At 74.7% G+C, this 18117-nt stretch carries 17 protein-coding genes and 1 pseudogene; 8 read left to right on the forward strand and 10 right to left on the reverse strand.

The annotated features are described in order from the left end of the window. Window positions 1-20: 20 nt before the first annotated feature. The 4 genes from ACZ4VA_RS27745 to ACZ4VA_RS27760 are packed head-to-tail and all read right to left on the reverse strand — an operon-like array spanning window position 21 to window position 4064. Window positions 21-884 carry a glycosyltransferase family 2 protein gene (locus ACZ4VA_RS27745; RefSeq protein ID WP_356237893.1) on the reverse strand — a complete coding sequence of 288 codons (864 nt, stop codon included), beginning with the start codon at window positions 882-884 and terminating at the stop codon, window positions 21-23. Then, a complete protein-coding gene (locus ACZ4VA_RS27750; protein WP_468082856.1) occupies window positions 872-1885 on the reverse strand; it encodes a glycosyltransferase in 1014 nt (337 codons plus the stop codon). Before ACZ4VA_RS27750 ends, ACZ4VA_RS27745 begins: the two co-directional genes overlap by 13 nt. Continuing rightward, on the reverse strand, window positions 1882-2955 hold the full coding sequence (locus ACZ4VA_RS27755) for a glycosyltransferase family 4 protein (RefSeq protein ID WP_468082858.1): 1074 nt from the start codon (window positions 2953-2955) through the stop codon (window positions 1882-1884). Before ACZ4VA_RS27755 ends, ACZ4VA_RS27750 begins: the two co-directional genes overlap by 4 nt. Continuing rightward, window positions 2952-4064, reverse strand: coding sequence for a glycosyltransferase (locus ACZ4VA_RS27760; RefSeq protein WP_468082860.1), 1113 nt, complete (start codon window positions 4062-4064; stop codon window positions 2952-2954). The genes ACZ4VA_RS27755 and ACZ4VA_RS27760 overlap by 4 nt, the downstream gene beginning before the upstream one ends. A gap of 288 nt (window positions 4065-4352) precedes the next feature. Between ACZ4VA_RS27760 and ACZ4VA_RS27765 the strand changes: the two genes are divergently transcribed. Continuing rightward, on the forward strand, window positions 4353-5111 hold the full coding sequence (locus ACZ4VA_RS27765; RefSeq protein WP_356237897.1) for an alpha/beta hydrolase: 759 nt from the start codon (window positions 4353-4355) through the stop codon (window positions 5109-5111). Here the strand turns inward: ACZ4VA_RS27765 and ACZ4VA_RS27770 are convergent. Then, window positions 5083-5883: a CDP-alcohol phosphatidyltransferase family protein gene (locus ACZ4VA_RS27770; RefSeq protein ID WP_355792186.1), complete on the reverse strand. Its 801-nt coding sequence runs from the start codon at window positions 5881-5883 to the stop codon at window positions 5083-5085. The genes ACZ4VA_RS27765 and ACZ4VA_RS27770 overlap by 29 nt on opposite strands. 108 nt (window positions 5884-5991) lie before the next feature. Here ACZ4VA_RS27770 and ACZ4VA_RS27775 point away from each other — a divergent pair, with 108 nt between their 5' ends. The 5 genes and pseudogenes from ACZ4VA_RS27775 to ACZ4VA_RS27795 all read left to right on the forward strand — a co-directional run. Continuing rightward, complete coding sequence (locus tag ACZ4VA_RS27775) at window positions 5992-6972, forward strand: zinc-dependent alcohol dehydrogenase (protein ID WP_356171542.1); 981 nt, start codon at window positions 5992-5994, stop codon at window positions 6970-6972. Window positions 6973-7124: 152 nt separating this feature from the next. Beyond that, window positions 7125-7523, forward strand: coding sequence for a 6-pyruvoyl trahydropterin synthase family protein (locus ACZ4VA_RS27780; protein ID WP_356171545.1), 399 nt, complete (start codon window positions 7125-7127; stop codon window positions 7521-7523). After that, on the forward strand, window positions 7520-8710 hold the full coding sequence (locus ACZ4VA_RS27785) for a glycosyltransferase family 4 protein (protein ID WP_356237898.1): 1191 nt from the start codon (window positions 7520-7522) through the stop codon (window positions 8708-8710). Before ACZ4VA_RS27780 ends, ACZ4VA_RS27785 begins: the two co-directional genes overlap by 4 nt. Continuing rightward, a complete protein-coding gene (locus tag ACZ4VA_RS27790) occupies window positions 8707-9633 on the forward strand; it encodes a class I SAM-dependent methyltransferase (protein ID WP_468082863.1) in 927 nt (308 codons plus the stop codon). The genes ACZ4VA_RS27785 and ACZ4VA_RS27790 overlap by 4 nt, the downstream gene beginning before the upstream one ends. A 317-nt stretch (window positions 9634-9950) precedes the next feature. Beyond that, window positions 9951-10718, forward strand: a pseudogene (locus ACZ4VA_RS27795) (lysylphosphatidylglycerol synthase domain-containing protein); the annotation flags it as partial. A 581-nt stretch (window positions 10719-11299) separates the two neighbouring features. Here the strand turns inward: ACZ4VA_RS27795 and ACZ4VA_RS27800 are convergent. Further along, entirely contained in the window at window positions 11300-12241 is a 942-nt protein-coding gene (locus ACZ4VA_RS27800; protein ID WP_356237900.1) for a creatininase family protein, read from the reverse strand. On the opposite strand from ACZ4VA_RS27800, the gene ribA reads away from it, so the two are divergent. Continuing rightward, complete coding sequence (gene ribA / locus ACZ4VA_RS27805; protein ID WP_355794089.1) at window positions 12240-12935, forward strand: GTP cyclohydrolase II; 696 nt, start codon at window positions 12240-12242, stop codon at window positions 12933-12935. The two genes, ACZ4VA_RS27800 and ribA, sit on opposite strands and share 2 nt — an antisense overlap. 50 nt (window positions 12936-12985) lie before the next feature. On the opposite strand, the gene ACZ4VA_RS27810 is transcribed toward ribA, so the two are convergent. From ACZ4VA_RS27810 to ACZ4VA_RS27820, 3 genes are all read right to left on the reverse strand, one after another. Then, window positions 12986-14212 (reverse strand): serine hydrolase domain-containing protein, encoded by a 1227-nt coding sequence (locus tag ACZ4VA_RS27810; protein WP_356237901.1) that lies wholly within the window; start codon window positions 14210-14212, stop codon window positions 12986-12988. Between the two features lie 70 nt (window positions 14213-14282). Then, a complete protein-coding gene (locus ACZ4VA_RS27815) occupies window positions 14283-15734 on the reverse strand; it encodes an MFS transporter (protein ID WP_468082866.1) in 1452 nt (483 codons plus the stop codon). Beyond that, complete coding sequence (locus ACZ4VA_RS27820; RefSeq protein ID WP_355793455.1) at window positions 15731-16309, reverse strand: TetR/AcrR family transcriptional regulator; 579 nt, start codon at window positions 16307-16309, stop codon at window positions 15731-15733. Before ACZ4VA_RS27820 ends, ACZ4VA_RS27815 begins: the two co-directional genes overlap by 4 nt. A 208-nt stretch (window positions 16310-16517) precedes the next feature. On the opposite strand from ACZ4VA_RS27820, the gene ACZ4VA_RS27825 reads away from it, so the two are divergent. Then, on the forward strand, window positions 16518-17021 hold the full coding sequence (locus tag ACZ4VA_RS27825; RefSeq protein ID WP_468082868.1) for a TIGR03618 family F420-dependent PPOX class oxidoreductase: 504 nt from the start codon (window positions 16518-16520) through the stop codon (window positions 17019-17021). Here ACZ4VA_RS27825 and ACZ4VA_RS27830 read toward each other — a convergent pair. Further along, the gene (locus ACZ4VA_RS27830) at window positions 16974-17936 is read right to left on the reverse strand and encodes an NAD(P)-dependent oxidoreductase (RefSeq protein ID WP_355793459.1); all 963 of its coding nucleotides are present in this window, start codon (window positions 17934-17936) and stop codon (window positions 16974-16976) included. The two genes, ACZ4VA_RS27825 and ACZ4VA_RS27830, sit on opposite strands and share 48 nt — an antisense overlap. Window positions 17937-18117: the final 181 nt, after the last annotated feature.

The raw sequence follows: 18117 nt of genomic DNA on the forward strand, positions 1-18117 counted from the left end.
CCACCGGACCGGGTACGGGCTCAGGGCATGCCCGCCGGGTCCGCCCGCCGTGGCGCGGCCGCCGTCCTGACCCAGCCGTCGCTGCGCGGGTCGTGCCGGACGAGACCCAGCCGGGCGAAGTCCTCCAGCCATCCCCGCATCGGCCAGTGGCCCCATCGCCGGTTGAACAGGGCGCCGTTGCGCAGGATGTCGTCCAGGTGTTCGACGGGCGGACGGCTCACGGCGTGATGCTGGTGGTAGGCCGGGGCGCCGCCGAGCCACGCGACGCCGACGCCCGCCTCCGCGGCCAGCAGCGCGAAGTCCGTGTCCTCGCCGCCGTACCCGGTGTACTCCTCGCAGAAGCCGCCGATGCGCTCCCAGGCCGTCGCCGTCGTGGCGAAGGACAGCGACCAGAAGAGGGCCGGGTCCGCCTCGGGGACGATCTCGCCCGGGCCGGGTACGGGCCGGGCGGGGTGCGGCTCGGCCATGGCGGGCAGGTCGTCGAGCCGGTAGCCGCCGGGCGGCGGCGGGGGCAGGTAGCTGACCGTGCCGCACAGGATGCCGTCGTCGCGGGCGAGTTCGGCGTAGCGGGCGATCGTCTCCGGGCCGGGCACGCAGTCCACGTCGAGGAAGACGAGACAGTCGGCGCCTCGCTCCAGTGCCCGCCGGGCCCCGGCGTTGCGGGCCGCGGCGAGCGGCAGTCCGGGCGCGTCCGGGCGCCGCTCCACGGCGACGGCGTCCCCGGGGGGTTCCCGGCGGGCCACCAGCTCTCCCGCGACCGGGTCGTCCATGGTCACCACGACGTAGTGGTCCGGGCGACGGCTGCCGACGGCCAGCGCCCGCTGCTGGAGCAGCAGGTGCTCGTGCCGCCCGGACACCGGGGTGATCACGGCTACGCGACGCACGACGCCTCCTCCAGGGCCGGACCGGCCAGGCGGTCCAGGAACGAGGCGGCGCGCCGGGCGCCGTCGCCGTGGGACCAGCGGGCCCAGCCGGCGCCGCCGAGCCGGACCGCCTCGGACAGGACCCCGGGCCACAGCGGACCGGCGGGCCAGTCCGGCCGGACCAACGCGACACCGCCCTCGGCCAGCGCGCGGCCGGTGGCCCGCTGCTCGCCGAAGGGCCGGTCCTGCGGGATCACGACGGCCGGCCGGCGCGCCGCCGCGCACTCGGCCAGGGTGTTCTGGCCGGCGTGGGTGACGACGACGTCCGCGGCGCAGAGCAGCGGCCATGGGTCCGCGGACCAGCCGGCGCTCCCGCCGAGGACGGTCCACTCCCAGTCCGGTGCCGAGCGCCGGGCCTCCGCCAGCCGGGCCTCGTCGACGTCGTCGCCCCCGGCGCCCAGCATCACCAGCACCCGGCGCCGTCCGTCGGAGCGGGGCGCTCCGGTGAGCCGCGGCCGGTCGTCGTGGCGGGAGAAGGCCCCGGCGTGCAGGGTCTTGGCGTACCAGTGCTCGGGCCAGCCCGGTTCCGGCAGGGCGGCGGGCCAGGGGGCGAGCAGTCCGAGGGCGAGGTCGTACGCGAGGACGTGGGCGGGGTCCAGGCGCTCGCCGCGCATCGCGGCGACGACGACGGGCACGCCCATCAGCCTGCCGAGCCCGGCGATCTCCACGGACACGTCGCTGACCAGCAGCGAGGGCCGCTCGCGCGTGATCCACTCGGCGACCATGCCCATCCGGTTCCGGTAGCCGTCGTGGCCCACGGGCGCCCAGTGCAGCCGGCCGCCCGCCTCGACGTCACGCGGGGTGCCGCCGGTGTCGAGGGGCAGCCGCACCCAGGGCCCCCGCCAGTCCGCCGGGCGGGGCAGGCTGGACAGTCCGGTCACCGGCTGCGCGGTGTGCCGGGCGACGCAGCCGGCCCGGTGCAGATGACCGCGCCCCTGGTGGTGGACGTAGTAGCCGATCATGCCGCCATCAGCTCCTCGTACAGCAGCTCGTACCGGTCGGTCATGGCCTCCAGCGAGCAGTGCCGTACGGCGCGCTCCCGGCAGGCCGCCCGGTCGAGCGTCAGCGTCTCCCCGATCGCCTCGGCCAGCGCCGACGTGTCCGGCCAGGGGACGAGCCGGCCGCACTCGGGGGTGAGGATCTCCCGCAGCGCGCCCCGGTCGAAGCCGCACACCGGGGTGCCGCAGGCCAGGGCCTCCGCCACCACCAGTCCGTACGGCTCGTCCCAGCAGGGCGTGGCCAGGGCCGCCCCGGCACGGCCGACCAGGGCGATCAGCTCGTCCCGGGTGAGGTGCCCCTCGTAGGAGACGCCGTCGCCCAGCCGGGGGGCGATCCGGCGGTCGAAGTAGGCGCGGTCCGGTGTCGGGCCGGCCAACCGCAGCGGCAGTCCGGCCTCGCGCGCCGCCTCGATCGCCAGGTGCGGGCCCTTCTCGGGCACGAGCCGCCCGAACCAGACCAGGTCCGTGCCGCCGGGGCCCGGACGCCAGTGCCGGGTGTCGACGCCGTTGTGGATCACGCGCGCGGAGGGGATGAGCGGCGCCCAGGCCCGTGCCGTGTGGCCGCTCACCGCCGTGAAGTTCCCGCGGTACCCGGGGCTCGTCTGGACGGCCGACTCCAGCCACGGCGTGGGCGGGGTGTGCAGCGTGGTCACCACCGGCGTGCGCAGGGCCGGCGCCATGGCCACCGGCAGATAGTGGAGGCTGTTGTTGTGGATGACGTCGTAGGGCGAGCCGCCGTCCTGGCACAGGTCGACCATCAGCCGCAGGTAGGCGTGGTGCTCGGCGAGCGACGAGGGGTCCGTCATGGACAGGTCCGCCCGCGCCGCGTCGCTGAACACGGCACGGTGGACCGGCAGTTCGTGGACGCCGAGGGCCGGATCGGAGCCCGCTCCGGCGAAGAGGGTGACATGGTGCCCGCGTTCGCCGAGTTCCCGGGCCAGCGACCATGTGTGGGCCTCCAGACCGCCGGCGAACGGCTCGCGGATGGGATGGCGCGCGGACGCGATGAGCGCGATCTTGAGGCGGGCGCTCATCGCAGCAGGTCCTCGTAGAGCGCCCGGTGCGCGGCGGCCACGGCACGCCGTTCCGCCCCGCGGGCGGCGGGGTCGGCCCGGGGCGCGGGACGCCCCCGGTAGGCGGCCTCGACGGCGGCGCGCAGCGAGACGGGGTCGGGCCCCTCGTCGGTCATGCGGTACGTGTGGCAGGGGCGCTGCTCGGCGTAGTGGCCGCGGTCGGAGACCGCGACGGCCGTCCCCAGGTCGTGGCAGGCCTCCAGCCACCCCGAGTGCGTGCCGAACGCGTACGGCAGGACCGACAGGTCCAGGGAGCGCAGATAGCGCCACAGCTCGGCGTCGTCGAAGTAGTCGTGGACGTGCAGGTCGACGCGGCCGGCGTCGGCCAGGGAACGCAGGGCGGTCAGGGTCTCGGGCGCGTAGGCGTGGGCGCCGGGGTCGGCGGTCTCCTTGTGGATGTCGACCCGCAGTCTCGCCCCGGGCAGGTCCGCCACCAGGTCGGCGAGGGCGCGGATCACCGGCAGCGGGCGCATGTTCGGGCGGATGCTCTTGGCGTGCACGCCGATCACGAAGCCGGGGTGCGAGGGGCGCGGCGCCGACAGCTCCGGCTCCTCCACCACGTGCGGGTGGGGGAGCACCCGGGCCGTGCGCCCCCAGTGCCGTTCGATCTGGTCGGCCGCGCCCTGGGTGAGCGTGATCAGCCGGTCGGCCGCCGGGATCAGCACGTCGAGCGCGGCCCGGTGCGGGCGCGGGTCGGGCTGGTGCGGGTTGCGCAGGTCGTGCACCGTCTGCACGAACGGCTTGCCGTGCCGGCGCAGCGCCGCCACCAGCGCCCGCAGCTCGTCCGGCGACTGCGCGTCGAAGCCGAAGTGCAGGTGGTAGACGTCGAAGTCCCCGTGGTGCGCCTCGACCCAGCCCGGGTCGAGCATGACGGGCGGCCACCAGCGCTGGGAGGTGCTGGGGGCACCGTTGGGGCGCGGATCGGCCAGCAGGTCCACCACACCGTTCCCGTCGGGTGACAGGAGGTGCGCCACGTACACGTGCCCGGCCGGTACGGACGCGACGCGGACCCGGCGCTCGGGCCGTGCCGTCCGCGGCGTCGCCGGCGTGGGGTCCACGAGGGTCTTCACGGATGTCTCCCTGTGGGTCGGCCGCTACGGAGCGGCGTGATGTGAGTGGCACCGGAGTACCCACGCCCACAAAAGGGATGTACGTGACGGGAAACAAAAAATGTGATCAGTGGGAAAGTCGTGGCGGAAGTGACAGGCGCCCGGAGGGGCGCACGACGGCTGTGCGCCCCTCCGGGCGCCCCCTCGCACGACAGGGCCGCCCCCTTCGCGGCGGCGGGCCCGTCCATTCCGTTGACGCGGTCCCGCCCGGCCGTTAGCTTGCGGCGAGTTTCCTGCGGGGGGAGAGACATGAAGCGACCGGTCCTGGCCGCCGTCACGGCGGTCTGCGCGGCGGCGCTCGCGCTGTCGGGCTGCGACGACGGGGGCGGGGGCACCGACGACCGCACCGGCCGCGAACCGGCGACGGCGACTTCGACGGCCGAGGACGCGGCCGACGACTTCGGGTGCCTGACCGGCAAGCAGCTCAAGAGATCGGTGACGTTCGAGGACACCGAGGGCAACGAGGTCGGCGGCTACGCCACGGGCAGCGGTGCCGCCGGCGTCGTCCTGTCCCACCAGTCGAACAACAACGTCTGTTCCTGGGTCCCGGCCGCCGACGAGCTGGCCGGGGACGGGTACCGCGTGCTCGCCGTCGACAGCAGCGGGTCGGAGGTGCCGGAACTCGTGGCCGCCGCCGCCCGGCTGCGGCACGAGGGGGCCGAGAAGATCATCCTGATGGGGGCCTCCAAGGGCGGTACCGCCTCGCTGGTCGCCGCCGCGGAGATCGAGCCCGAGGTGGCCGCGGTCGTCTCGCTCTCCGGCCCCGGCTTCTACCACGGCCTCGACGCCACGGAGGCGGTGCCCGGGCTGACCATGCCCCTCTACCTGGTGGCGGCGCGCGGCGACGGGACGTTCGGCGAGGACGCCGAGGAACTGCACGGGCTGGCGAAGAGGTCGCGGGGCGGGAGACTCCGGCTGGTGCCGGGAGCCGCCCACGGGAACGACATCCTCACCCAGCAGCCGGACGTGTGGAAGCAGGTCAAGACCTTCCTCGCCCGGCAGCGCTGACCTCGGCCGCGCGAACCGGCGACGGCACCGCGGCCCCGTACCCGGCACTCCCGGCCCGGCGGGCCGCCGTCCGCCACAGCCACGCGATGTCCCTCCCGAAGGACCAGCTCAGCAGGGCCAGCGCCAGCAGGACCAGCGCGAACGTCAGCGGGCGGGCCAGCACGCCCGCCGCCGCGACCAGCAGCACGACACCCTGGAGCGCCGCCACGGTCTTGCGCGCCATGCTCGGCGGCAGCGCGCCGTTCAGCCACGGCAGGACCCGCGCCGCCGCCACGAACACGTACCGCATCGTGCCGATCAGCAGCACCCACGGCCCCAGCGCCATGGCGACGTACACGCTCAGCACGAGGATCAGGAACGCGTCGACCTCCATGTCGAAGCGGGCGCCCAGCGCGGACGAGGTGCCGGTCCGGCGGGCCACCTTGCCGTCCACACCGTCCAGGATGAGCGCCACCGCCGTCAGACCGACGAACAGCGTCAGCGGCGGCGAACTCTCGAAGGAGTCGGCGACCAGCGCGGTCACACCACCGACCAGGATCGCCCGGCCGAGGGTGACGCGGTTCGCCGGCCCGAAGGGCAGCGGCTGCGAACGGCGCAGGGCCCGGTTCAGGACGGCCCAGGTCGCGATCCCGAAGGCCAGGCCCGTGAGCCAGCCCGCGGGTCCCAGCCCGATCGCCGCCCCCAGGAACGCGAGGAGCAGCAGCTGCGCGCCGGCTCCCACCGCCGTCTCCTGCTGCGCGAGCCTCGCGTCGTACGTGTTGTTCAGGGCCACCGCTCACCCTCCGGCCGAGTGACAGATTCGATCAACGCCGCGTACGTTGTCCGCGACTTCTCACAGCTGCGTACGTGGGGAGTCGGCCGATCGTTCAGGAGGACGCACATGCAACCCACGGCCCGCGCCTTCTGGCTCAGGTCCCCGGGACACGGCGAGATCAGGGAGTCGGCCCTGTCCGCGCCCACCGGCGAGGAGGTCCTGGTGCGGTCGCTGTACTCCGGGGTCAGCCGGGGCACGGAGACCCTCGTCTTCCGCGGCGGGGTGCCGGAGAGCCAGTACGGCGCCATGCGGGCGCCGTTCCAGGAAGGCGACTTCCCCGGCCCGGTGAAATACGGCTACCTGAGCGTCGGGGAGGTGGAGGAGGGCCCGGCCGACCTGCTCGGCAGGACCGTCTTCTGCCTCGCTCCGCACCAGACCCGCTACGTCGTCCCCGCGAGCTCCGTCACCGTCGTCCCCGACGACGTCCCGGCCGGCCGGGCGATCCTCGCCGGGACCGTCGAGACCGCCGTGAACGCCCTCTGGGACGCGGCCCCCCTCATCGGCGACCGCATCGCCGTGGTCGGCGGCGGCATGGTCGGCTCCTCGGTCGCGGCGCTGCTCGCGCGGTTCCCCGGCGTACGCGTCCAGCTCGTCGACGCGAACCCCGCGCGCGCGGAGGTCGCCCGGGCGATCGGTGCCGACTTCGCCCTGCCCGAGGACGCGGCGGGCGACCGCGACCTCGTCGTCCACGCCAGCGCCACCGACGCCGGCCTCGCCCGGTCGCTCGAACTCGCCGTCACCGAGGGGACCGTGCTCGAACTGAGCTGGTACGGCGACCGCAGGGTCGGGGTGCCGCTCGGCGAGGCGTTCCACTCCCGCCGGCTCGTCCTGCGCAGCAGCCAGGTCGGCTCCGTCTCCCCGGCCCGGCGCGGCAGCCGCGGCTACGCCGACCGGCTCGCCCTCGCCCTCGAACTGCTCGCCGATCCCGCCTTCGACGCGCTGATCACCGGCGAGTGCGCCTTCGAGGAGCTGCCCGACGTCCTGCCCCGGCTCGCCTCCGGTGAGATCCCGGGGCTGTGCCACCGAGTCCGTTACCGAGCCGGCTGATTCCCCGCACGGCCGCCTGACCTCATGGGAAACCCCGCGAGGGCCCCGGAAAGAAGGAGAACGGGCGGCTGAACAACGCGAACGGGCCAGCCGTACTACACGGCATGGCCCCCGGCAGGGGATCAGACGCACCGCACCTGGAGGGTCGTCCGTTGTTCAGTATCACCGTCCGCGATCACCTCATGATCGCCCACAGCTTCCAGGGCGAGGTCTTCGGACCCGCCCAGCGCCTGCACGGTGCGACGTTCCTCGTGGACGCCACCTTCCGGCGCGCCGAGCTGGACGACGACAACATCGTCGTCGACATCGGACTGGCCACACAGGAGCTCGGCGCCGTGGTGAGCGAGCTGAACTACCGCAACCTCGACAACGAGCCCGACTTCGCCGGTACCAACACCTCGACGGAGTTCCTCGCCAAGGTGATCGCCGACCGCCTCGCCGACCGCGTGCACGCCGGGGCGCTCGGCGAGGGCGCCCGCGGCCTCGCCGGCATCACCGTCACGCTGCACGAGTCGCACATCGCGTGGGCGAGTTACGAGCGTGGCCTGTGACCGACGTGACCCTGGAACAGGCCGCCGAGGGCCGCCTCGACTACGTGCCCGTACAGCACGCGGCCCTGAAGAACGCCGAGATCATCCCCATGTCCCTCAGCTCCGTGCACTTCGTGATGCCCGGCGGCGTCGACGACCCCACCGCGCCGAGCGGCGGCAACGCCTACGACCGGCGGGTCTGTCTCGACCTGCCCGGCTTCGGCTGGCAGGTCCGCCGGCACGCCGTCGCGGGCTCCTGGCCCCGGCCGGAGCCCGCGGCCCGCGCCGAACTGGCGCGCACCCTCGCGGAGTTGCCCGACGGCACCGTCGTCCTGCTGGACGGCCTCGTCGCCTGCGGCGTCCCCGAGGTCGTCGTCCCCGAGGCCGGGCGGCTGCGGCTGGCCGTCCTCGTGCACCTGCCGCTCGGCGACGAACGCGGACTGGCTCCCGCCGTCGCGGCGGAGCTGGACGCGCTGGAACGCACCACGCTGCGGGCCGTGTCCGCGGTCGTGGCCACCAGCGACTGGGCCGTCCGCCGGCTCGTCGCCCACCACGGACTCGCCCCCGAGCGCGTCCATGTCGCCGTCCCCGGCGCCGACATCGCCCCCCTCGCGGCCGGCACCGACGGCGTCTCCCAACTGCTGTGCGTCGCCGCGGTCACCCCCCGCAAGGGCCAGCACCGGCTGGTCGAGGCCCTCGCGACCGTCACCGACCTGCCCTGGAACTGCGTCTGCGTCGGCCCGCTCGGCCACGACCCGGAGTACGTCACCCAACTCCGCTCCCTCATCGCGAAGTTCGGACTCGAGGACCGGCTGCGCCTCGCGGGACCGCAGGCCGGCGCGGAACTCGACGCGAGCTACGCCGCCGCCGACCTGATGGTCCTCACCTCCTACGCCGAGACGTACGGCATGGCGGTCACCGAGGCCCTCGCGCGCGGAATCCCCGTGCTGGCCACCGACGTCGGCGGAGTCCCGGAAGCGGTGGGCCGCGCCCCGGACGGCGGGGTGCCCGGCATCCTCGTACCGCCTGAGGACCCGGCCGCCCTGGCCGCCGAACTGCGCGGCTGGTTCGGCGAGGCCGACGTGCGGCGCCGGCTGAAGTCGGCCGCACGGGGACGCCGGGCCGCTCTCGGCGGCTGGGCGGCGACGGCACGGAGCCTCGCGGGCGTCCTCAAACACCTCGGGCAGGAACCGCGGAGGGCGGCATGAACGTGACGACTCCGTCAGGATCACCGGAACGGACGCGGGCGGCCGACGCGCACGGGGACGACACGGACTCCGCGGGTCAGGAATCCGTCGAGGTCCCCCGGTTCGCGCCCCGCTGGCTGGAGTTGCGGGAGGCCGCGGACGCCGCCGCCCGGGCGCACGACCTGCTCGGCCCGCTGCGGACGCGGCTCGCCGACCTGTCGCGCGGGGGCAACGGCCTGGTCGTCCACGACCTCGGCTGCGGGACCGGCTCCATGGGCCGCTGGCTCGCGCCACTGCTCGACGGCCCCCAGCACTGGGTCCTGCACGACCGCGACCCCTACCTGCTGCACTTCGCCAGCGTGCGGGCACCCCGCGCCGCCGCCGACGGCAGCCCGGTCACCGTCACCACGCAGCGCGGCGACATCGGACGGCTCACCGCGGACGGGCTGGCCGGCGCGTCCCTGGTGACGGCGTCCGCCCTGCTGGACGTGCTCACCCGCGACGAGGTGGAGGTGCTCGCCGCGGCCTGCGTCGACGCGGGCTGCCCGGCGCTGCTCACCCTGTCCGTCGCGGGCCGTGTGCGGCTCACCCCGGCCGACCCGCTGGACGACGAGATCGCCGACGCCTTCAACGCGCACCAGCGGCGCGGCGGACTCCTCGGACCCGACGCCGTCAGCGTCGCCCGCGAGACCTTCGTCCGGCACGGCGCGACGGTACGCGAGCACGCGAGCCCCTGGCGGCTCGGCGCCGCGCACGCCGCGCTGACCGCCGAGTGGCTGCGCGGCTGGGTGGCGGCGGCCGTCGAGCAGCGGCCCGAGCTGGCCGACGCCGCCGAGGCGTTTCTGCGCCGCCGTCTCGCCGCGTGCGAGGCGGGCGAGCTGCTGGTCGACGTCCAGCACACCGACCTCCTGGCACTGCCGGGACCGGAGGGCGGCCACTCATGAACACACGGGGGGCGCGGACGGGAGCGGGAGCGCCCGAGGTGGCGGAGACGCTCCGGCCGTCGGTGAGCGGGCCCGGGTCCGTCGGGCTGCTGGACTCCGACGCCGGTCCGACGGGGGCCGGGCACCGCTCCCGCGGGACGGCCGGCCTCGGGAAGGCGCGGCCCGAGGACCTGGCGGACGGCACGGGTGCGCCCGACGCCGGGACAGGTCCGCAGGCGCGGGCGTCGCGGGGCCGGACCGGTGCGCCGGGCGGCCGCGGGCGGGCGGGCCTCCGGCTCGTGCGGGCCCATCTCGGCACGGTCGCCGGAACCGCCATCATGGCCGTGCTGCTGTGGCGGCTCGGCACCGGTGTCTTCCTGGACGGCCTGCGGCGCGTCGACGGGCCGGCGCTCCTCCTGGGGCTCGGCCTCGGCCTGCTCACCACCGTGTTCAGCGCCTGGCGCTGGCGCCTGGTCGCCCGCGGCCTCGGCCTCCGGCTTCCGCTCGGCGCGGCCGTCGCCGACTACTACCGGGCCCTGTTCCTGAATGCCGCACTGCCCGGCGGCGTCCTCGGCGACGTCCACCGCGCGGTACGGCACGGGCAGAGCGCCGGCGACCTCGGCCGCGGCGTCCGCGCGGTGGTCCTCGAACGGACGGCGGGCCAGGCGGTCCTGGTCGTCTTCGGCGCGGCGGTCCTGCTCACCCAGCCCTCGCCGGTGCTGGAGCAGGCCCGTCACCTCACGGGGCTGCTCGCGCCGGCCGCGCTGGGCGCCCTCGCGGTGCTGGCGGCGGTCCGGATGGGCCGCACTCCCGGCTCCTCCTCGCGTCGCCGCGCGGTACGGGCCGCCCTCGCCGAGGCCCGTCAGGCGCTCCTCGGCCGCGGCAGCCGGTCCGGCGTGCTGGTGTCCTCGACGGTGGTGCTGGCGGGCCACCTCGCCATGTTCCTGCTCGCCGCCCGGGTCGCCGGATCCACCGCGTCCGCCGCCGAGCTGCTGCCCCTCGCCCTGCTGGCGCTGCTCGCCATGGGCCTGCCGCTCAACATCGGCGGCTGGGGTCCCCGGGAGGGCGTCACCGCCTGGGCCTTCGGCGCGGCGGGCCTCGGAGCGAGCACGGGACTGACCGTCGCCGTCGTGTACGGCGTGCTCAGCTTCGTGGCGGCCCTGCCGGGCGTCCTCGTGCTGGTCGTCCGCTGGTACGCCGGAGTCCGGCGCCCCGGCGGGCACTCTTTCGCCTCCCGGGCGGCCACCGTGGCCCCGGCCCGCCCGCTCGCGGAGCCCCACCCGTCCCCCGCCGTCACCGGGACGAGCACCGGTCCGGAGTCCGTTCCGCCGCTCGCGGGGGTGAGCGCCGTCCTCGTGGGCGAGCCGGTTCCCGCCGGGGCGCGCTCCGCCCGGGAGGCCGGCCCGGTCCGCGTCGCCAGTGCCGTGCCGGACCTCGTCCCGCCCGGTGTCCAGGACGCGGGGTCCGGTGCGACGGCGGTCCGTCCCGCCCCGGTCACCGGACCCGCGCGGCCCGTCCCGTCGTACGAGCCGACCGGCCCATCGCGTACGCCGGGGGCCGTTCCCGCCACCGCCGTGCGCGGGGCCGTCCCGGTGGCCGTGCCCGGTGCCGGGCACCTGCGCGGCCACCCCGTGTCTCCCGCGCCCTTCCCGCGCTCACCTCCCGCCCGGCCGAAGCCGGCGGCGCGTCACGGCCGGCGACGGTCGGCGGCCGTGTCCCCGGGGAGCACCGCGTCCGAGGTGAGCAGGGAGAAATACGCGTCGAAGGAGTCGGCCAGCTCCGCCAGCAGTGCCTTTCCCTTTTCGGCGGAGGCCAGCGAGGGCCGCCCGATGACACCGGACTCGGTATAGGCCGCCATGCCGGTGGTGAGGAGATGCCGCCGGTCGTCGGCGAGGAAATCGGTGGTCTCGTAACCCGGCCGCACCGACTCCGGATGAGTGTGCAGAAGGATGGAGGTCTCGATTTCCCCGGCGTGCATATCGCTGAGCAGGGAGGTCTGTACACCGGCCGCGACGCGCGCCGCCTCCCAGTCCTCGGGGGCGGGGAAAAGCGCCATACGCGTCCCGCTGCCGACGGATTCCTGAACGACATTGCCCAGCACGTAATTTCCGCCGTGGCCGTTGACCAGGACCAGGGCGTCGACCCCGGACCGGCGCAGGGATTCGGCGATGTCCCGTACTACCGCGTGCAGGGTGACGGAGGAGATGCTGACGGTCCCCGGCCATCCGGCGTGCTCGTGGGAGCAGGAGATGGTCACCGGAGGGAGGAGGTGGACGGGATGGGCAGCGGCTATCTCACGGGCGATCGCGCAGGCCACCAAGGTGTCGGTCGCCAGCGGCAGATGGGCGCCGTGCTGCTCGAAGCTGCCGACCGGCAGGACGGCGACCTCGCGGCGCACACCGTCCCGGCGATTGCGTACGTCTTCCGAAGTGTCCGACGGGGCCAGGGAGTTGGGCAGGGGTGTCGGGAAGTCGCGACCGGGGAAAGGCTGGTTTCCGGCGGGCGACGCGGAATTCCCCGCCGGTACCGTCCCGGCCTCCGTCGGCTCGATGCCCGAAGTGCTCATGTTGTCCCGGCCTTTCGTCTCGTACCGCCCGCGTTCGCGCTCGGCAGATAGGAAACAGATCATGACAGAGAACGTCGGCGTGCTCGGCGGAAATGCCCACTCCACGGGTGTCACCCGAGTCGTGACCGCCCCCTTGCCCACGGTGTACGGGGATTTCCAGGCCGTCGGTTATCTCGATCACCACCGCGGCGAGGAACAGATGGTCCTGGTGTACGGGGACATCGGTGAGGAGGAGGTCCTCACCCGGCTGCATTCCGAGTGCCTGACCGGGGACGCGTTCGGCTCCACCCACTGCGAATGCGGTCCCCAACTCGTCACGGCGCTGCGGGAGATCGTCGCGGAGGGCCGCGGGGTCCTCGTCTACCTCCGCGGCCACGAGGGCCGGGGGATAGGTCTGCTCGGCAAGCTGCGGGCGATGAAGCTCCAGGCGGAGGGCCTCGACACCGTCGAGGCGAACCTCGCCCTCGGGCTTCCGGTGGACGCCCGCGACTACCGGGTGGCGGCGGACATGCTGCACGACCTCGGGGTGCGGTCGGTGCGGCTGCTGTCGAACAACCCGCGCAAGCGCGAGGCGCTGCTGCGGCACGGCATCAGGGTCACCGAGCAGGTCCCGCTGCTGATCCCGCCCTGCGAGGAGAACCTCGCCTACCTGCTCACCAAGCGCGAGCGCCTCGACCACTACCTGCCCCACCTGGACGGTGCCCGGCAGGAGGCGGTCTTCTGCGGTTCGGCGAAGGCGGGCGCCGCCGAGGAGTGACGGGGGCGCCCCGGACCCCGGCCCCGTGTCCCGGGCGGCGGGCAGGCTTCTCAGTCGACGACCGCCTCGTGCACCAGGCGCCGGACGTCGGGGAAGACCGTGTGCGACCCGGTGGGACGCAGCTGGGTCATGAACTGCACGGTCAGGTCCCGGCCCGGGTCGACCAGGAACGTCGTGCTGGCCACGCCGTTCCAGCCGTACGTGCCCGGGCCCGCCGGGGCCGCGGTGACGGCGGGGTCGGTCACGACCGAGACCCCGAGGCCGAAGCCGAGGCCCGCGTTGCCGGGCTCGTCGTGGCCGGGGCTGCCGTGGGTGCGGATGTCGACGCCGCCCGGGAGGTGGTTGGAGGTCATCAGGTCCACGGTCCCGGGGGTCAGCAGCCGGACGCCGTCGAGTTCGCCCCGGCGGCGCAGGAACTCCATGAAGCGGTGGTAGTCGCGGGCGGTGGCCACCAGGCCGCCGCTCCCGGACAGCAGCCGCGGCCGGCCGTGCAGGGGCAGGCCCGGGATCGGCGTGATGCCGCCCTCGCCGTCCTCTCCGTACAGCTCGGCGAGCCGTCCGGACTGCTCCTCGTCCACGTGGAACCCGGCGTCGGTCATCCCGAGCGGGCCGAAGATCCGCTCGGCGAAGAACGCGTCGAGGGGCCGCCCCGAGACCACCTCGACCAGGTGGCCGAGGACGTTCGTCGCGACGGAGTAGTTCCACCGGGTGCCCGGCTCGAACTGCAGCGGCAGACTCGCGTAGACCTCGCAGGTCGCGGCGAGGTCCGTGCCCTCGACCACCGACGTCCGCACTCCGGCCGCCCGGTAGAGCGCGTCGACGGGATGCGTGCGGTAGAAGCCGAAGGTCAGACCGGCGGTGTGCGTCAGCAGGTGCCGGACCAGCAGGGGCCGGGCGGCAGGCCGGGTTATGACCCCGGTTCCTTCGCCCGCCACGTAGACCCGCGGGTCGGCGAAGGCGGGGAGGTGGCGGCCGACCGGGTCGTCCAGAGCGATTCGTCCCTCCTCCAGCAGCATCAGCGCGGCCACCGAGGTGACGGGCTTGGTCATCGAGTAGATCCGCCACAGCGTGTCGGTGGTGACCGGCAGGTGCGCCGCGAGGTCGCGGTGGCCGTACGCCGTCAGATGCGCGACGCGGCCGTGCCGGGACACGGACACCAGGTACCCGGGCAGGCGGCCCGAGTCGACGAGGTGGGCGAAGTGCTCGTCCAGCCGGACGAGCGCCTTGGGATCGAGTCCGGCCTCGCCGGGCTCGACCTCCTGCTGCAGGGCTCCCATGGCATTCCTCCGGGCTGCGGCTCGTGGACTGGCTGACCTTGATGGTCCTGTACCCAGAGATCACCGGGTCCTACGGGGCTTCCCCCACGCGCGGTGGCGGATGCGCCCCCGGGGCGACGGCCGCCGTCGCCGCGGCGGTGACGGCGGGCCGTCCCGGCAGGGCGCGGGAGAGCGGGAGCCCCAGGGCGGAGACCGCGGCGAGGACGGTCAGCGCGGGGCCCATCTCGACGCCGGTATGCGTCATCAGCGTGGTCGCGACGGCCACCCCGACCGTGGGTCCGACGTTCATCGCCGTCTGCTGGAGCCCGCCCGCGACACCGGCCGACCCCGGGGACACCTGCCGCACGACGACGGCCGTCGCCGTGACCATCACCGTCCCGAAGCCGGCGCCGAGCAGCAGGAAGCCGAACCCGATCTGCGGGGCGCCCGAACCCGGTCCGAGCCGGGACAGCGCGAGGATGCCGACGGTGAGGAGCGCCGTCCCGGCGAGGGCCGTCCGCCGGGGTCCGAAGCGCCGCATCACGACCGCGGCGACCGGTGCGCCCAGGATCATCATCACGGGTCCGGGAAGGGCGCGCAGGCTGCTCTGGAGCGGGTCGAGCCCGAGGACGTCCTGGAGGAAGTAGGTCCCGACGAAGAGGGCGCCGAGCATCGCCGCCGACGCGGTGACCAGGATGCCGAGCGCCGCGCCGATGGTCGCCGAACCGACGATCTCGGCGGGCAGCAGCGGGCCTTCGGTGCGCCGTTCGTGGCGGACGAACCCGGCTGCCAGCACCAGGACCGCGAGCAGTCCGAGCACGGTGCCCGTCGCGCCGCTCCCCGTCGAGGTGCCGACGAGCGTGTGCACCAGGAGGGCGAGCGCGGTGGCGAGCAGACAGGCGCCGGGCACGTCGAGCGGGGTGGGTTCCGTCCCCGCGCCGGGCGCGCCACCCGCGCCTTCCGCGTCGCCGGGCGCGGAAACGGCCGGGGCGGGGGCGCGGACGACGAGGGCCAGCGCGCCGAGCACCAGGGCCGGCACGACGTTGAGGAAGAAGACCGCGCGCCAGCCCAGGTGGGTGACCAGCACCCCGCCGACGAGAGGACCGGCCGCCGCCGCCACGCCGATGGCGCTGGTGCGCAGCGCGACGGGCATGCCGAGCCGGTCCGGCGGGAACGCCGCCCGGAGCATCCCGAGCGTGGCCGGCTGGAGCAGCGCGCCGAAGACGCCCTGGGCCACACGCAGCCCGATCACCCAGCCGATGCCCGACGAGAGGCCGATCCCGGCCGAGGCCGCGCCGAAGCCGAGGACTCCGGTGGCGAAGACCCGCTGGTGCCCGTAGCGGTCGCCGAGCCGTCCGGAGAACACCAGCAGCGCGGCCACCGCGATGAGATAGCCGGTGCTGGTCCACTGGACCTGGGCGAAGGAGGCGTGCAGCTCCCGGCGGAGCGTGGGCTGCGCGATGGTCAGCACGGTGCCGTCCAGGGCGACGATCGCCGCGCCGGCGACGCTGCTCGTGAGGACGAGCAGGCGGTGCGGGGTCATCGGGCCTCCGCCCCGAGATACGCGTCCAGCGCCGCCCGCAGCAGAGGTGTGAAGTCGTCGCTCCCCGTGGCCAGTTGCAGACTGCCCCAGCTCCACAGCTGGGCGATGCCGTGCAGGTTGGCCCACAACGCGCCCGCCACGAGCGGCGCGTCGGCCCGCGGGCACGCCTCCCCGACCAGGTCCACCCAGACGCCGAACAGGGGCAGGCTCGTCTCACGCAGCCCCAGTTGGTCACTGCGCAGCAGGTCGTGACGGAACATCAACTCGTACATGCCGGGGTTGTCGAAGGCGAAGTCCAGATAGACGCGCCCCAGCGTCATCAGGCGGGTGCGCGGGTCCGTCCCGCCGTCGCCGAGCGCCTGTGCCGCGCGGGCGCCCAGGTCCTCGAAGCCGCGGCGCGCGATCGCCGACAGGAGGGCGAGGTGCGTCGGGAAGTGGCGCCGCGGGGCGCCGTGCGAGACGCCCGCGCGCCGGGCGATCTCCCGCAGGGACAGGGCCTGCGCTCCCTCGGTGGTGACCAGGTCGACCCCGACCTGGATCAGACGGGCCCGCAGCCCCGGTTCCGGCTCATGCATAAACACTGTCTACCAGGCCGAGTAGACAGTGTCTACGGATGTGGCGGGATCGAGTGGACACTGTCTACTCCGCCGCCGGTCCCATGGGAAGCGGCGCGGCGACCGGGCGGTTGACGCCGTTCGGTGCCTGGGCCGGGCGGGAGGGCGCCCTGTCGGACCGGCCTCGCCCGCGCGGAATGCCCCACGCGCGGCGCGGCGTTGAGCAGGCATGACCCACGAAGCGCACGACGACGTGAACGACGTGACCACCCCGCTCCGGACCGGGGCGGGCGGGCGGCCCGACGACGCGCAGGACGCCCTGCTCGCTCTGCTCGCCGAGCACGACGGGGGAGTGCTGGTCACCCTCAAGCGCGACGGCAGGCCCCAGCTGTCGAACGTGAACCACGCGTACTACCCGGACGAGCGGACCGTCCGGGTCTCGCTCACCGACGACCGCGCCAAGACCCGGAACCTGCGCCGGGACCCGCGGGCGTCGTACCACGTGACCAGCGACGACCGGTGGGCGTACACGGTGGCCGAGGGCACGGCGGACCTCACGCCCGTGGCGCGGGACCCGCACGACGAGACCGTCGAGGAACTGATCCGGCTCTACCGGGACGTCCAGGGCGAGCACCCGGACTGGGACGACTACCGCGCCGCGATGGTCCGCGACCGCCGTCTCGTCCTACGGCTGCGGGTGGAGCGCGCGTACGGCATCCCGCGCGAGCGCTGACCCGGAGCCGGGCGAGGCGTCCCGGCCGTCGTCGGACCTCGCGCCGGCGTCGGTCCGGGCCTCGATCGCGCGCAGGACGGCGATCATGTCCGCGCCCCCGTGCCCCTGCGACACGGCCTCGCCGAACAGGGCGTGGCAGACGTCCAGGAGGGGCGAGGCGAGCCCCGCCCGGCGGGCGGCCCCGGCGATCAGCTGGTTGTTCATCAGTACGTCCTGGACGGCCGCCTGGACCGAGAAGTCCCCGGTCAGCAGCTTGGGCGCCTTCATCCGGGAGACCCCGCTCGCCATCGGGCCCGCGTCGAGCACGTCGAGGAACAACTTCCGGTCCAGGCCCTGCCGTTCGGCGAAGTGGAAGGCCTCGCCGAGACCGGTGACGAGCGTGATCAGGAACAGGTTCACCGAGAGCTTCATCAGCAGGGCGTTCGGCACCGGACCGCAGTCGAACGTCTCGTGGCACATCGGGGCGAGGAGCGGGCGTACGGCCGCCGCGGTCGCCTCGTCCCCGGCCAGCATCGCCACGAGCCGTCCCTCCTGGGCGGGCACCCGGGAACCCGACACGGGCGCCTCCGCGTAACGGCCGCCCGCCGCCAGCACGTCGGCTCCGAGTTCCCGCGAGTACTCCGGTGACGTCGTGCCCATGTGCACGAGGGTGCGCCCCTCGACGCGGGCCGCGAAGCCGGGGGTGCCGCGGCCGAGGACCTCGTCGGTGGCCGTCTCGTGGGCCAGCATCAGGAACGTGACGTCCGCGCGGGCCAGGACCTCGGCGGGACCGGCGGCGACGTCGGCACCCGCGGCGCGCAGGGGCTCCGCCCTGGCGGCGGTGCGGTTCCACACGATCAGGGGCGTACCGGCCCGGGCCAGATTGAGGGCCATCGGCTGCCCCATGACCCCGAGACCGAGGAATCCCACCCGCACGACGCACCGCCTTCTCCGGCCGGCCCGTGGGCCACCGCTCGCCGACTATGACAGCTGTCATAGTAGCCAGCTTCATGACAGCTGTCATAGTGGGAGTGGACGTTTCCCGCCGGGCCGCCCGGCGGCCCGTGCCCGGGGGCTTCCACGGACGCCCGGTCCGGCCGGGCGAGAGTGACGCGGG

The sequence above is a fragment of the Streptomyces sp. NPDC028308 genome (genome assembly GCF_055565855.1).